13 protein-coding genes are annotated in these 14440 nt (G+C 69.1%); 4 read left to right on the top strand and 9 right to left on the bottom strand.

Translation table 11 applies throughout. The features are described from left to right. The first annotated feature begins 19 nt into the window (after nt 1-19). Both DB30_RS17840 and DB30_RS17835 read left to right on the top strand, forming a co-directional pair. Nucleotides 20-1702, top strand: a complete 1683-nt coding sequence (locus DB30_RS17840) for a hypothetical protein (protein ID WP_146659412.1) — start codon at nt 20-22, stop codon at nt 1700-1702. Nucleotides 1703-1711: 9 nt separating this feature from the next. Beyond that, entirely contained in the window at nt 1712-3682 is a 1971-nt protein-coding gene (locus DB30_RS17835; protein ID WP_052550488.1) for a protein kinase family protein, read from the top strand. 29 nt (nt 3683-3711) lie between these two features. Here the strand turns inward: DB30_RS17835 and DB30_RS17830 are convergent, their stop codons facing one another. The 3 genes from DB30_RS17830 to DB30_RS17820 all read right to left on the bottom strand — a co-directional run bounded on the left by DB30_RS17830 (nt 3712) and on the right by DB30_RS17820 (nt 5723). Then, nucleotides 3712-3891, bottom strand: a complete 180-nt coding sequence (locus tag DB30_RS17830) for a hypothetical protein (protein WP_052550487.1) — start codon at nt 3889-3891, stop codon at nt 3712-3714. Between the two features lie 94 nt (nt 3892-3985). Further along, nucleotides 3986-4702, bottom strand: a complete 717-nt coding sequence (locus DB30_RS17825; protein WP_146659409.1) for a hypothetical protein — start codon at nt 4700-4702, stop codon at nt 3986-3988. 433 nt (nt 4703-5135) lie between these two features. Further along, entirely contained in the window at nt 5136-5723 is a 588-nt protein-coding gene (locus DB30_RS17820; protein ID WP_052550483.1) for a TetR/AcrR family transcriptional regulator, read from the bottom strand. Between the two features lie 50 nt (nt 5724-5773). On the opposite strand from DB30_RS17820, the gene DB30_RS17815 reads away from it, so the two are divergent. Continuing rightward, nucleotides 5774-7705, top strand: coding sequence for a DUF2723 domain-containing protein (locus tag DB30_RS17815; protein ID WP_052550481.1), 1932 nt, complete (start codon nt 5774-5776; stop codon nt 7703-7705). A gap of 95 nt (nt 7706-7800) precedes the next feature. After that, nucleotides 7801-8655, top strand: a complete 855-nt coding sequence (locus tag DB30_RS17810) for a 3'(2'),5'-bisphosphate nucleotidase CysQ family protein (protein WP_052550479.1) — start codon at nt 7801-7803, stop codon at nt 8653-8655. A gap of 33 nt (nt 8656-8688) precedes the next feature. Here DB30_RS17810 and DB30_RS17805 read toward each other — a convergent pair whose 3' ends face one another. The 6 genes from DB30_RS17805 to DB30_RS17780 all read right to left on the bottom strand — a co-directional run. Continuing rightward, complete coding sequence (locus DB30_RS17805; RefSeq protein ID WP_240480261.1) at nt 8689-10392, bottom strand: TldD/PmbA family protein; 1704 nt, start codon at nt 10390-10392, stop codon at nt 8689-8691. A 42-nt stretch (nt 10393-10434) separates the two neighbouring features. Then, entirely contained in the window at nt 10435-11937 is a 1503-nt protein-coding gene (locus tag DB30_RS17800) for a TldD/PmbA family protein (RefSeq protein WP_240480260.1), read from the bottom strand. Between the two features lie 88 nt (nt 11938-12025). After that, a complete protein-coding gene (locus DB30_RS17795) occupies nt 12026-12271 on the bottom strand; it encodes a type B 50S ribosomal protein L31 (RefSeq protein WP_052550473.1) in 246 nt (81 codons plus the stop codon). 11 nt (nt 12272-12282) lie between these two features. Then, nucleotides 12283-12588 (bottom strand): 30S ribosomal protein S14, encoded by a 306-nt coding sequence (gene rpsN, locus DB30_RS17790; protein WP_052550471.1) that lies wholly within the window; start codon nt 12586-12588, stop codon nt 12283-12285. A 223-nt stretch (nt 12589-12811) separates the two neighbouring features. Then, complete coding sequence (locus DB30_RS17785; RefSeq protein ID WP_052550469.1) at nt 12812-13930, bottom strand: pseudouridine synthase; 1119 nt, start codon at nt 13928-13930, stop codon at nt 12812-12814. A gap of 90 nt (nt 13931-14020) precedes the next feature. Beyond that, the coding region (locus DB30_RS17780) for a hypothetical protein (protein WP_052550467.1) at nt 14021-14440 on the bottom strand (420 nt) is incomplete at its 5' end.

Raw genomic sequence — 14440 nt, 5'->3', positions numbered from 1 at the left:
AACAGCTATGCTCGGACTCGTGCCCCGCCGAGTCCTCACCGCGCTCACATGTGCGCTCGCGCTGCTTGGCTGCAAGGATCCGCCCGAGCCCGATCAGCGGGTCGAGCCGCCCGCGATCAACACGGGCGAGGCCGACGAGCTCAAGCGCGAGGCCTACCGCGAGGCGGTCGAGCGCGCGCTGCCCTCGGCTCGCGCGGCGTTGATCGCCGCAGACCCCGTCAGCGCGTGGCAGGCTGGGCTGGCGCCGGCCGGCAGTCCTCCGCTGCGGCCAACCCAGCGGCGCGCGCTCGAGCCGATCGCCGACGCCGCGCGGCAGACGGTCGACGAGATCGACGAGTCCTACCTGCCCGCGGCCGAGGTCGTGATCCTTCGAACGATGCGCTTCGCGTTCGCGCGGCTCAACGACGATCTCTACCGCCGGCCGCGCCTCCGTCAAGATCCGATGGTCGGGCTGCACGCGGTCGCCACTGCGCTCGACGAGCTGCGCTACCAATTGATCCACGACACCTGCGACGGGCCCTGCGAGGCACTGCCGGCCGCGCTCGCGCTCGACGTCGAGAGCCTGCAGACCCAGCTGAGCGCGGCCTCGGTCGCAGGGGTCACGCGCGCGGCGATCGTCAGCGACGCGCTCGCGCACCAGGCCAGGACGCTCGCCGCCGCGCCGCTGCTCGCCGAGGGCCACGACCCGATCAGGCTCGGGCTCGAGCAGCTCGCCGCGGCCTGCGACGAACACCGCGCCTGGCTCGAGCAGCTCGCGGCTGCCCTGCCCGAGGCGAGCCAGACCCACGAATGGACCGCCAAGCCCGCGCCGCTCGGGCTCGGTGAAGCCAGCGTCGAGCGACTGCCCGCGATCGTCGGGGCGGCCGCCCTGACGCGGCGGCTGTCCGTGGAAGAGCGGATCGATCTGGTGCCGGGGCCCGCGTTCGCCGAGATCGAGCGTCACGTCGCGCGCTGGCAAGCGCTGCGCGAGGCCTTGCTCGCTGGCCAAGACGCCGACTTGCTCGACCAGGATCAACCCCGCCCCGTCGACACCGCTCGCTGCGAGGCCAGCCTGTCGCGCCTGCGCACCGAGCTCGAGGCGATCCCCGAGGTCGACGCGCCCACGCTCGACTGCGCCCGCTACGTCGCGATGCTCGGCGACACCACGCTGAGCGAGGGCCAACTGGTGCTCGAGCTGCTCGACCTTGGCGTGATCGAGCCGCAGCGTCGCGCGCTGCGGGCCCTCGAGCTGCCCGAGGTCGCGCTGGTGAGCGGGCAGTGGTCAACGGGCGTCCACCTGCACCTGCGGCGGATCATGCTGCTCGCGCGCCTGCCCGAGCCGGCCGCGAGCGCGCTGGCGGTCGACGCTGGACGCGAAGCGCTGTGTTGGGCCAGGGCCGCGCTGTGGATCCACGCGCAGATCGGTCCGCCCGACGATGTCATGCTGACGATCGGCCAGGCCTGCGCGGACCTTGGCGACGTCGCCACGATCACCGCGCGCGTGACCGGTGACCCCCGCGGCGCGCTCGCGGGCTTCGGCCTGTCGCTGATCGGCGACGAGCCGGCGCGCATGGTCGGCTTCGATCGCTTCTACTGGGCCCCGCTCGGCCTGATGAAGCTGCTTGCTACGCCCAAGGGCATGCACCCCGACGAATACTCGCTCCCGGACGACCCGATCGTCGGCCCCGACCCCGAGGTCGAGGTCAAGATCGAGAAGTTGTAGACCTTCGTGATGGCGCGTCCCGAAGATCTTGGTCGCTCGCTCGACGCGGCCGCCCGCGCGCGGCTCGACGCGGGCGAGCACGAGAGCCTGGCCGCCGAGCTCGCCCGCGCCAACCGCCACGCGCAGGCCGGCTGGGTGCTCGAGCAGATCTGGGACTTCGCGGGCGCGACCTCGCACTATCTCAGCGGCGGTCGAGTCCTCGACGCGCTGCGGACCGCGATCGAGTCCGGGATCCCTGGTGTGTGGCAGTTGGTGTTTCAGGTGCTCGCCGACGCGCGCGATCAACCAGAGCTGCTGCACGACGCCGCCAAGCAGCTCGAGCGACGCGGTCGCCACGAGGACGCCGCGCAGGTGCTCGAGCTCGCCGAGGCCCGCCCCGAGCTGCGCGCGGCGGCGCTGATGAACGCGGGTGATCGGCTGGCGGCGGCGCAGACCCTGGCCGACGCTGGCCTGCCCAGGCGCGCGCTCGAGACCCTTGGCCCGCTCGATTCCCTTGCCAACCACGACTTCGCCCTGCACGCCCACCCGCAGCTGGGCAACCCTGCCTCGGCCTCGTCGGCGCGCGAGCACGCGTTGGCGGCCGCGCTGAGCTGGGATCTTGGCGACGCCGAAGCCACGGCCCGCCACGCGCAGCGGGCCCGCCGGCTCGGCGCGCTCGAGGGCGAGCTGGGTCGCCAAGTTCGGACCCTGCTGGCTCGGGCGCTGTCGAGCCTGGGTCACGATCTCGCCGGCCAGTTGGTGCTCGCCGAGGCCGACGATGACGAGCCCGAGCGCAGCCCCAGCGAGCTCGCGCCGCAAGGTCGCTATCGGGTCACCGCCACGCTGCCGGCCGCCTACGCCGGGGCCGCCTACGTCGGCGTTGATCGGGTCAGCCTGCAGGAGGTCGAGCTCCACCTGTTGGTCGCCGAGTACGGTGAGATCGAGCGGCCGGGCCCCGCGGTCCACCAGGCGCTCGAGCGCTTCGCCGCCGCGGCGCTTCGCGCCAACTCCTTGGGCCACCCCGCGATCCGCCCCGTGCTGCGGCTCGACACCGACATTGGCCTGCTGGCGATGCCCCGCCGCGAGGGGCCGGTGCTGCGCAGCTTGATCCGTCCGCCCGGCCTCGAGGGTGCCACGTCACGGGCCCGGTCCATGGTCGCCTTCATGCTCGATGGCCTCGCGGCGGGGCACGCCGCCGGGCTCGTGCACGGATCGCTGCTGCCAAGTCAGATCGTCTGCGACGCGCTTGGGCGTCCGCTGCTCGGGCCCTTCGGCGCCCATCACCTCGCGGGTCTGGTCGCTACGCGCACAGGCGGGCTCGAGGAGTTGCTGTCAATGACCCCGCCCGAGCAGCGCGGCGGCGCCGAGCCGTCACAAGCTGGCGACGTCTACATGATCGGCTCGCTGTGGGCCGCCCTGTTGGCCGGTCGCTTCTCCCCTGCCCTCGACGAGATCCCGGCCGGCGAGCGCGACGAGATCGCCGCCTTGATCGACGAGGACCCGCGCGCGCGTCCGGGCGCCCGCGAGATACTCACGCGCCTGCGCGCGCCCGTTGAAGATCTGAGCACCCTCGCGGGCGGCGGCCCGAGCCCCGAAGACTCCATGCGTGGGCCCGCGCGGATCGACCCCCGGCTCGGTCGAGCGGTCGACGTGATCGCGGCCGACAGCTGGACGGACACCGAGCTCGACCTGCTGTGCACCGCTCGCAACCCGTGGCTGCAGAACATCCTCGACCGCGAAGGCCGGGTGTTTCGCCTGGCGGCGTGGCCCGACGGCTGCCGCACCCTCGACGCCGCGACCAGCTGGGCGTCGTTGCTGGATCCCCTCGCGCTCGAGCTGCTCGACCCAGGCGGCGAGCCCAACGCGCCGGAGCCAGAGGATCTGCGCCTCGCCAACGTCACGCTGCGCGAAGCGGTGACCTCTCGCATGGATGGCGCGGCGATCGTCGTGACCGCGGCCGGCGAGCTGATGCTGGCGCTCGACCGCCTGCTCACCCGCTAGTGTGCCGCACACCCTGAGTTCGTTCCGGGTTAGGTGCGGAGCTGAGGCCCAAGGGCGAGGAGCGGCGACGACGCTGTACCGGGCGTACTGCACGAGAGCGGCGGCATCGGCTGATCCGCGTCATCGAGCACGCGCTCGAACACCACGCGCGGGAGCACGATCGCCCCGCTCGGATCAATGGGGCCGGTCAGGTGCCGCAGCCCCAACAACCCGCGCCCCGTCCACTCGAGCGCGACTCATCGCCTACGCCAAGCCAGCGTACGCCCGGCGGCGGGCCCCCAGCTCGTGCACGGCGCTCCAGGATCAAAACCGACCGACGAGCGACACCCCAAACCCCGCCGTAGGCCCGCCGCCGATCCCAAGCTCGGTCCGCTTCGCCGCACCCTGGACCAGCATGCCGGTCCCGGCGAAGGTCAGCCCGCGGCCAAGCCACAGGCTGGTTTGATCGAAGCCGTGGACGCACATCGGATCCTGACAGACACCCGAGCTCACGAACGCGGCCCGCATCACCCTCGAGCCGACGAGCACGCCGATCCCCGCCCCGAACAGCGACCACGCCAACCGTCGCTTGGTCGCGTGCGACCACGTCGACGCGCGGACCCTGGACGACGCGACGCCGACCATCGTCAGCGTGAACCCCCCGATCAGCAGCGGCGCCGCGGCGACGCGGCCCATGACGTAGGTGCTCGAAGTGCCCGTCGAGATCAGGGTGTAGCGATTGGGCCCATTCGGTTCCCCGGCCGACGCGGCGAAGCCTGCCGCACACCACGAGCCCACCGTGCAGCGGGTCGAGATGATCGCACCGCTGAGCTCGAGGGCGAAGCCAAGCCCGATCAAGGCGCCGCCCGCCGCGAGCTGTCGGGTGGCCCGCTTCGCCTTGGGGGCGACGACGGGCCTGGTCGCGGGCGGCGACGACACGGTCGGGGCCGGCGGCGCCGCGAGCAGATCCCCGGGCCACAGCGCGAGCGCGGCGAAGCAGGTGGACGCGAGCACTGCCGAGCGGATCGATGGGCGTCTCATGACATCGGCCGGTCGAGATCGTCCGGGTTGGTGGATCACCCAGCGCCCCCAGACCCGCGCAGCCGCAACCGCTGACACGGATGGCCGCGCGGCATGACCGAGTAGCCAACCTACGAGCACGATCGGCTTCGGACAAGCCGCGCGTCAGTCGACTCGCGCGCAGTTTGTGCCCAACGCAAGATCAGCGCAGGGTCGCGCTATGAGAGCTAAAGGGCGAGGAGCGGCGACGACGCTGTACCGGGCGTACTGCTAGGAGCTGCGACACTGCCATTGGGCCTCAGTGCCGCACCTAACCCGGAACGAACTCAGGGTGTGCGGCACTAGATTCTTCCGCACATCGTGTCTCCCTGTGGACACGGGAAATGCGTTCAGAGCCCTTCTAGGGGGCCACACATGTGGAAGCGAACAAACGGGTCATGCACGGCACGGAGGCTCACTTCGCCAGCGCGCGGACGCTTCCCTCGATGAACACATCGATCAGCGAGCGCTCGTCGGTGATCGGAAACGCCGGGTGCTTCTCGTTGAAGCGGCCGTTGTTGAGCAGCGAGCACAGCCCGTGCACGCTGGCCCACAGCTGAAACGCCGCGAGCTCGTCGTTGAGATCGTCGCGCCAGACCCCAGCTTGCCGGCCGTGGGCCATGGCTTCGCGGACGGCGTTGAGCGGTCGCAGCGATCGGCTGATGTCTTCCGGCGTGAGCTCGGCCCACTCGAGCTGGTCGTGCTCCATCAACACCGAGTACAGCCACTTATTCTCGCGGGCGAAGTTGATGTAGCGCCGCGTGATCTGCCGCATTTTGTCGACCGGACCGACCTGGTCTTCGAGCGCGGGGCTGATCGCGTCGTACATGAGATCGATGCCGTAGACCCGAATTTCGCGGAGGATCGACGCCTTGCTCTCGAAGTGTTGGTAGAGCGCCGTGGCGCTGACACCCAGACGTGAGGCGATTCCGCGCATCGTCAAGCCCTCTTCACCGAGCTGACTGCCAAGCTCGAGGCTGGTCTGAATGATCGCTTCCCTCAAACCTGCATTACATCGGCGCGACACCATCGTAGGATAACATCGATCCGACCATGGGTGGCGACAAAGCGCAGCAGATCAGTACACCCAATCACGACGACGCGGATGTCGACGCGGGCCCCGAGTGGTCGGTCGTCATACTCGCGCCGCTATTGGTCGCACTCGCACTGTGGTCAGTTCCGACCGCGATTCAGGGCGGCGACGCGGCCGAGTTCGCCACGGTGATGCTCGATGGCGGCGTCCCACACCCATCCGGCTACCCGTGGATGCGGGTGCTTGGACTGCTCGCGCGGGGCCTGTGGGCGATCGGTCTCCCGCCGGCTACCGCCGCCGCGCTGCCGCCCGCGTTGTGTGGCGTTGCAGGCTGGCTGTTGATCCACCGCGGCTGCGTGTTGCTGGGTCGGGCGTGGATTGGGGCGTTTGTGGTCCTGCTCGCCGCCAGCTCGTCGCTCGTGGTGCTGCACGTCAACGACAGCGAAGTGTGGGGCCCATTGCTATTCTTTGCGGGGCTGTTTGTTCATACGGTGATTCGTACGCAGTCCCGGCCACGCCCTTTTCCATTGGGGATCATGCTGGGCCTGACGGTCAGTCACCATCTCACCGGCGTACTGTTGATCCCGTTGGCAATTGGGGCCGCGTGGCCCCGGGGCCGCGACCGCGGCTGGCTCTCGACCTTGCGAGCGGGGGGGCTGGGGCTCGCCGGTAGCCTCGTTGGCTTGCTGGCATATGCGACCCTTGCGATCGGCCGCGGAGGCAGCTGGCGGTGGGGTCGTGTCGAGACCCTCGCCGGCTTTTGGCACCACGTCGTGCGAGGCGACTACGGGACCTTCAGCCTGAGCCTGCACGAGGAGCAGGTGGCAGCGGGCGACTCGGTCGCGCGATCTCTGGCCAGCGTCGGCGAGGTCCTGTCAGCCGGGCTGACGAGCTCTGCCTGGGTCGGCGGGCTGGGGATCCTGGTGATCCTGACACTCGCCGGGCTGTGGACGCGCGCCCACGCAGACCAGCTGCATCCAACGATCGCCGTGGGTGCGGCCGCGAGCGCGATATTGAGCGCAGTCGCGTTTCCAAGCATCCAGAACATCGACCCCTCGAGCCCCGCTGGCGCGTGGATCCTCGAGCGCTTCGACCTGCTGACCGTGCTGTTGCTGGCGACCCCGGCGAGCTTGGGGATCGCCTGGGTCGCCGAGAAGATCGCCGACAAGATCGCCGAGAAGCCGCAAGTCCGCCCATGGCTCCCGACCGCGGGCGGCGTGGCGATCGGAGCCGTGATGCTGTTCGCCCAGGTTGGTGGCGTGCTCGAGCGCGGCCGCCCAAGCAGCGAGCGCGCCGTCGAGCTCGCGGCGATCGACTTGGTCACCAGCCCCGATCCGAACGGGCCCGCGATCCCCAGCGCCTCGACCGAGCCGATCCGCGCGATCGTGATTGGCACCGAAGACCACCGCACCTTCCCGGTCCTGTACGTGCAAGAGGTGCTTGGCGCTGGCTCGCACACGCTCTATATCGACGCGTCGCTCCTGACCCACGCTTGGTATCGCGAGCGGCTGCGGGCCCGCGTTCCGGGTCTGCCCGACGTCGACAAGCCGCTGCAGCTGATCGGCGAGATCTGGTCGGACCCCGAGCTTGGACAGGTGCCGATCTACCTGGCCAACGTGTTCTCGCGGCCGGCTGCAGAGCTGCCGAAGGTGCCAGAGGGCATGCTGTGGCGGGTGCCACCGCCTACCTGGCACTCGAGCTTCATCGAGTCGCAGTGGACCCACCAGCAGATCCTCGCGCGACACCTGGCCGCGAGCGCGCGCATGCGGATCCGCCCTGGTGACTTCAGCGGTCTCACGCACCCGCGCGGGCACCCGTGGTCGGCGGATCTGTGGTTCGTCTATGTGGACACGGCCAAGCGCCTGGCCTCGACGCTGGCCCGCGCTGGACACGAAGACGAGCTGCCCGCGATCCGTGCGGCGCTCGAGCTGCGGGTGGGGCCCGGGTTCTAGCTCTAGTACCCTGCTAGCGGCGCCCCGTACGGGGCGAAGGTTCGCTCACGCGGCGGGCCGGCGCAGACGCGAGAACTGCCGTCATACTCCCGCCCATGACCCTGCTCGAGCACGAACTCGAACTCGCGATCGACGTGGTCCGACGCTGCGGAACGATCGCGCTGGAGATCCAGGCGGGTGGCGAAGACACGCTTCAGACCAGCGACAAGGCCAACGATCAAGGCCCCGTCACGCGGGCCGATCTCGCGGTCGAGAAGGCGATCGTCACAGCGTTGCGCGCCGCGTTTCCCGATGACGCGATCCTGGCCGAAGAGAGCGCGGGCGCCTCGAGGTGGCAAGAGCACTCTCGGGTGTGGATGATTGATCCAGTCGACGGCACCAAGGACTTCGCCGGCGGCGACGCGAGCTGGGCGATCCACGTTGGGCTCGTGATCGACGGCGCCCCCGCGCTGGGGATCGTGCACGAGCCCGGCCACGAGCGCCTGAGCTGGGCGGTCGACTACCTCGACCGCCACCACGCGTTTTGCCGTCACGACACCGAGGGCGGCGTCGAGGCCCTACACGGGATCGGCCACAGCGAACGCCAGTGGCGGCTGGTGACCAGCAAGAGCCACCGCAGCGAGCGCCTCGATGCGCTGATGCAGCTGCTCGGCATCACGCCTGCGCAGACGCTGCGAACCGCGAGCACCGGGGTGAAGATCTCCATGGTCGCGCGCGGCGTGGCGGACTTCTACGCCCACCCAACGGTCGGCACCAAGCTGTGGGACAGCGCCGCCCCGCAAGCGATCCTCCACGCCGCGGGCGGCCGCCTGACCGACATGCGCGGCGACCCGCTGGTCTACACCGGGCCCGTGCTCGGCAACGACCTTGGCCTGCTCGCGAGTGGTCCGGGCGTCGACCACGACGCGCTCGTCGAGCGCCTGCGCCCGCTCGTCGAGCAATGGTTCTGAGTGTTCTGAGAGTGTTCTGAGTGAACCCAGGGCTCACCGGCCGCTGACGGTCATGTGATCGACGCGGAAGCTCGGGGCCGAGACCGACGCGCGGTGCTCGAGATCGTTGGCGACCGCGTCGATGCCCCCAAGCAGCTCGTCGAGGTTGCGCGAGATCGTGATCTCGCTGACCGGGACCGTCAGCTCGCCGTGCTCGATCAAGAAACCAGAGGCCCCGCGGCTGAAGTTGCCGGTCACCGGGTCGAAGCCGAAGCCCATCATGGACGTCACGAACAGCCCGCGATCGATGCCGCGCAGCAGCGACTCGGGCTTGGCGCGCCCCGGCTTCATGTAGAAGTTGCTGGTTGTCGCGTGCGGGATCCCGCCGCCTCCGCCCGCCGAGCCCGTTGGCTTCAGCTTGAGCTTGCGAGCGCTGTAGGTGTCGAGCAAGAAGCTGCGCAGCTCGCCGTTGCGGATCACGGTGTTGCGACGGACCGCCCTGCCCTCTGCGTCATACATCCGCGAGCCTGGGGCGCGCGGCAGCAGCGGGTCGTCGACGATCGTCACCTTGGTACTTGCGACAGCGGTCCCCAAGCGATCCGCGAGGTAGCTCTGCGAGCGATAGATCGAGTCGCCAAGGACGCACGAGGCGATCAAGCCCACGATCGCACGAGCCGCCTCGCGCTCGAACACGACCGGGTACACGCCGGTCTCGAGCTTGATCGATCCGAGCGAGCGAACCGCCCGGGACGCGGCCTCGCGACCGACCTGCGCCGGGCTCAGCAACATCTCGAAGTGTCGACCCGCGGTCCACTCGAACCCGTTGCGCTTCTTGCCGCCTTCGTCGTCGGCGACCACGTGTACGACCAGGCTCGCGTGGGTCCCCGCGCTGCGACCCACGAACCCGCCAGAGCTGGCCAGCACGGCGTGGCTGGCCCCGCGCGAGCAGCTCGCGCCCTCGGAAGACGTGATGCGTCGATCGGCAGCGAAGGCGGCCTTCTCACCCGCAAGCGCCAAGCGTAGGGCCCGGTCGGCCTTGATCTTGGCGATCTTGGGATCCCACAGATCCAAGGCCGGGAACTTGGCCTTGGCGCCAACGAGGAGTTGCTTGGGATCGGGCGGGACCGCGAGCGGATCGGCCTCGGACAGCTCGGCCATCTCGATCACGCGGTCCAAGAACCGCTCGAGCGCGTCGGGCGACAGATCCGTGGTCGACGAGGTCGCCACCCGCTCGTTGTGGACGACCCGGACCCCGAGCCCGCTCGACTTGGCCTCTTTGATCAGCTCGATCTCGCCTTGTCGGACCCCGGTCTCGAGCTGCTCGCCCTGGCTGACGGAGACCTCGGCGTGCTCGACCCCGCGCCCACGCAGGTGCTCGAGGGCTCGCAGCGCGGTCGCTTCGAGATCGTCGAGCAGCCGTCGCGAGCTGCGAGGCAGCGCGTCACCGACGCTGGAGATCACCGCCGGCGCCCGCTTGGCTGTGGACGCGGGTGGCTTGGCCTTGGCGGCGCGCGTGGCCGCACCCTTGCGGGCCGCGGCGACCGGCGGGGTCTTGGCGATCCGCTTGGTCCGGCTGGCCTTCTTGGTCGTCGGCTTGGCCGTCTTCTTGGCCGACTTCTTCTTGGCCGTCTTCTTGGCCGACTTCTTCTTCGTGGCCTTCTTCGCGACTTTCTTCTTCGCGACTTTCTTCTTCGCGGCCTTCTTCTTCGCGGTGATCTTGCGACCTGGCTTGCCGCTGCGCTGCTTGGCTGAATTCACGCTGCTGTTCCTCGCTGAGTGGGTGAGTGAGGGGGCCGACGCCTAGCCGACGCTGGAGCCGCCGACGGTGAGCGAGTCGAGCTTGACGGTTGGCATGCCGACGCCGACCGGCACGCTCTGGCCGTCCTTGCCGCAGGTCCACATGCCATCGGAGAGCTCGAAGTCGTGGCCGACCATGCTCACCGTCGCCAGCGCCTCGGGGCCGTTGCCGATCAGGTTGACGCCCTTGAGCGGCGCGGTCAGCTTGCCGTCTTCGATCAGGTAGCCCTCGGTCAGCGAGAACACGAAGTCGCCGTTCGAGATGTTGACCTGGCCGCCAGAGAATTTTTTGGCGTAGACGCCCCGCTTGACCGACCTGATGATGTCTTCTGGGGCGTCCTGGCCCTCTTCCATGAAGGTGTTGGTCATCCGCGGCATCGGCTCGTGGCGAAAGCTCTGACGCCGGCCGCTGCCCGTTGGCTTGGTCTTGAACCAATCGGCGCTGATCCGATCTTGCAGGTAGCCGCGCAGCTTGCCGGCTTCGATCAGCCGATGCGACTTGGGCAGCACGCCCTCGTCGTCGACGTTGATGCTGCCGCGCGAGCTGGCGATCGCCGGGTCATCAACGACGGTGACCAGCTCCGACGCGACCGACTGGCCAACCCGTCCGCAGTAGTTCGAGGTCTGCTTGCGGTTGAAGTCGGCCTCGAGCCCGTGGCCCACGGCCTCGTGCAGCAAGATGCCGGAGTCGCCCGGCGCGAGCACGATCGGGAAGGTGCCGGCTGGGGCCTCGCGGCTGTCGAGGTTGAGCAGGGCCACGCGGCTGGCTTCCACGCCGTGATCTTCGGGGCTGACCAGCTCGAAGTACTCTGGGCCCATGCGGCCACCGCCGGAGCTGCTGCCGCTCTCGCTGCGCTTGCCCTCGCGCGCGACCGCGGACACCGAGATCCTGCACATCGGCTGAAAGTCGTAGACCATGTCGATCTGCTCACCGTGGCTCGAGACCACCAAGATCTCTTTGTGAACGGCGACCAAGCTGGCGTCGACGCGGACGATCTTGGGGCTCGCGGCGCGGGCGGCCTTGTCGGCCCGACGCAGCAGCTCGACGCGTGCGCGGCCCTCGATGTCGACGACCTCCGACTCGACCGAATACACGTCCGCGGTCCGACGCTTGCGGACCTTGATCGGCCGCGTCTTGGCGCCTGCGCGGGCGATCTGGCTAGCGGTCTGCGCCGCCTCGAGCATCGCCACAGGATCCAGCGTCTCGGCGTAGGCGTAGCCAACTCCCTGCCCCTCGACGACGCGGATCCCCACGCCCATGTCGACGGAGCCGCCGACGCTGCGGACCCGGCCGTCCTCCATCGAGATCGAGGCCGAGCGCCGATACTCGAAGTAGAGATCGGCGAAGTCGCCCCCGCGGGCCAGCGCGCGCTCGAGCACTTGCTGCGCCAGGTCCCGCGAGATTGCCTGCGGTCCGGTCATGAACGGCGCTTCTGGCTTGCGTACGAGCGCGGGCGAGGCGGCAGACGCAGTGGACTTGGCTTTGGCCGTCGCTGACTTCGGCATCCAAACTACTGTGGCACAAAAGCAGACGCCCGACTCCTCCCTGAAGGGGGGAATCGGGCGCGAGTGCGGTCGCGGGTGGATCGGTGGATCAGCTCTTGCGGCTGTAGCGACGCTTGAAGCGATCGATACGACCCTCGGCGTCGACGGTGCGCGCCTGGCCGGTCCAAAACGGGTGCGACTTGGCCGAGATGTCCAGACGCACGACCGGCAGCTCCTCGCCTTCGAACAGCTTGCGCTCGTCGCTGGCGATCGTGGAGTAGCCGATCCACTCGTCGCTGGTCGACGTGTCGAGGTAGATGACCTTGTGATACTCGGGATGAATTCCGCTACGCATGGTCGGATTCCTCACCAACTCGACTTGGTCACGCCTGGCAGATCACCGCGGAGCGCGAGGTCGCGCAGCGCGATGCGGCTGAGCCCAAACTTGCGATAGACGGCCTTGCTGCGACCTGTGAGGAAGCAGCGCCGGGTCAGACGCGTGGGGCAAGAATTTCGCGGGAGGCTATCGAGCTTCGCCATGACCTCGGCCTTGACGTCGGGGTCGAGGTCCGGGTCCTTCATTTGGGCGCGCAGCTCGGCGCGCTTGTCCGCGTATTTTACGATCAGCTTCTCGCGCTTTTTGTCGCGGAGAACTTGGGAGAGCTTGGCCATCTGTCGATTTTCCTTCGGCGGCTCCACCGGCTACTGCCGACGGGGGCGGCAACCTACCCGGTAGCGCCTGGACTGGCAAGGGGTCTGGGGCTGGCGAGCAACCGAGCAGGTTCGGCTGCCTGCGGCCGGCGCGATCCGAACCGCGGAGGGGGGGCCGATCCGTGCGCATTGGGCCGTGAGCGGGTTCATGGCGAGGCTGCGCGGCCATCCAGCCATTCAGCGCTCACTTCTTTTGGGCGCGTCGGCCCGGGTTGGCGCCCCTGCTCGAGCTGCCCCCGCGCGCGCCGGACCTGTTGGCTGGGCCCGATTTTTGGCCGGATCCCGGGCCGCGGGCGGATCGCTGCCCAGCGCCGGGCGCCCCGCCGGAAGCTGACTTGCGGGGCGACTTGCGCGAGTCTTTGGGCGGGGCTGCGGGCGGATCGAGCTTGACGCTGGCGAGCAGCCGGCCGACCTCGGTCGCTGTGAGCGGGCGGAATTCGCCCTCGGGCAGGCCGTCCGCGTTGATGTCGCCGATTGCGACGCGGATCAGCTTGAGCACGGGGCGGCCGATCGCCTCGCCCATGCGCCGCAGCTGCCGGTTGAGCCCCTGGGCCAGCCCGACCTGGTACCAGACGTTGGCCTCTGTCTCGCGGAACGCGAACAGCTCGACGAGCGGCCGCGTGATCGCGCCATCGTCGAGCTCGACGCCGTCGCGCAGGAGCTGCTCTTGGTCAGGGCTGAGCTTGCCCTGAAACTTCACGTGGTAGGTCTTCACGACCCCGTGGCGGGGGTGACTGAGGGCCGCCGCGAGCTCGCCGTCGTTGGTCAGCAGCAAGATCCCGCGCGAGTGGTAGTCGAGGCGCCCGACCGGATACAGGCGCTCGGGGATGCCGTGCATCAGCGACAACACGGTGGCCCGCCCCCGCTCGTCGACGCTGCCTGACGCATCGCAGACGATCTGATCGGGCTTGTTGAGCAGGTAGTAGACCTTGGCCTCGGCGACGACGGGCTCGCCGCGCACGGTCACCCGATCGCGGCCCGGAAACACGCGCGAGCCGAGCTCTTTGACGCGCTGACCGTTGACCTGCACGACCCCCGAGGCGATCAAGTCCTCGGCTTTTCGGCGCGAGCAGATCCCCGCGCTGGCGATGAACTTTTGGAGCCGGACGCCCTCCCGCAGCTCACGTTCGTTGGGGGTGAACGGCTGCTCGCGCGTCTTCTTGGGGCCGCGGGAGCTCGGACCGCGGGTGGGTGACTTGTCGGGCCCGGCGTCGCGCGACCCTGCGCGCCGCCGACCGGAGCTCGAGCCCGAATCGACTCGCGGCTGCTGGGATCGGGACTTGGGTGCGCGGGAGTTGGCCATGGGGATCCGCGAGCTTGCGACCTTTGGGTCGCGACCGCAAGTCCGCTTGGCAGCGCGTTTGCGTCGGGGAAGTGCGCCTGCAGCGATCGCTCAGTCGGCGTCGTCTGCGTCCTCTTCCTCTTCCTCGTCGCCCTCTTCCTCGTCGCCCTCTTCCTCGTCGCCCTCTTCCTCGTCTTCCTCGTCTTCCTCTTCCTCGTCTTCCTCGTCTTCCTCTTCCTCGTCGCCCTCTTCCTCTTCTTCCTCTTCCTCGTCGCCCTCTTCCTCTTCCTCTTCCTCTTCCTCTTCCTCTTCCTCTTCCTCGTCGCCCTCTTCCTCTTCCTCGTCGCCCTCTTCCTCTTCCTCGTCTTCCTCGTCTTCCTCGTCGCCCTCGTCTTCCTCGTCTTCCTCGTCTTCCTCGTCTTCCTCTTCCTCTTCCTCGTCTTCCTCGTCGCCCTCGTCTTCCTCTTCCTCGTCGCCCTCTTCCTCTTCCTCTTCCTCGTCGCCCTCTTCCTCGTCGCCCTCTTCCTCTTC

Source organism: Enhygromyxa salina (genome assembly GCF_000737335.2).
In the GTDB taxonomy this organism is placed as follows: Bacteria; Myxococcota_A; Polyangia; order Nannocystales; family Nannocystaceae; genus Plesiocystis; species Plesiocystis salina_C.
The sequence above is the reverse complement of the archived record's forward strand: the minus strand, read 5'-3'. Positions and strand labels throughout refer to the sequence as shown.

Excerpts from the sequence above, each read along its gene's own strand:
- DB30_RS17835 (WP_052550488.1), top strand. The coding sequence starts at position 1,712 with ATGGCGCGTCCCGAAGATCTTGGTCGCTCGCTCGACGCGGCCGCCCGC.
- DB30_RS17825 (WP_146659409.1), bottom strand. The coding sequence starts at position 4,702 with ATGAGACGCCCATCGATCCGCTCGGCAGTGCTCGCGTCCACCTGCTTC.
- DB30_RS17815 (WP_052550481.1), top strand. The coding sequence starts at position 5,774 with ATGGGTGGCGACAAAGCGCAGCAGATCAGTACACCCAATCACGACGAC.
- DB30_RS17810 (WP_052550479.1), top strand. The coding sequence starts at position 7,801 with ATGACCCTGCTCGAGCACGAACTCGAACTCGCGATCGACGTGGTCCGA.
- DB30_RS17800 (WP_240480260.1), bottom strand. The coding sequence starts at position 11,937 with ATGCCGAAGTCAGCGACGGCCAAAGCCAAGTCCACTGCGTCTGCCGCC.
- DB30_RS17795 (WP_052550473.1), bottom strand. The coding sequence starts at position 12,271 with ATGCGTAGCGGAATTCATCCCGAGTATCACAAGGTCATCTACCTCGAC.
- rpsN (WP_052550471.1), bottom strand. The coding sequence starts at position 12,588 with ATGGCCAAGCTCTCCCAAGTTCTCCGCGACAAAAAGCGCGAGAAGCTG.
- DB30_RS17785 (WP_052550469.1), bottom strand. The coding sequence starts at position 13,930 with ATGGCCAACTCCCGCGCACCCAAGTCCCGATCCCAGCAGCCGCGAGTC.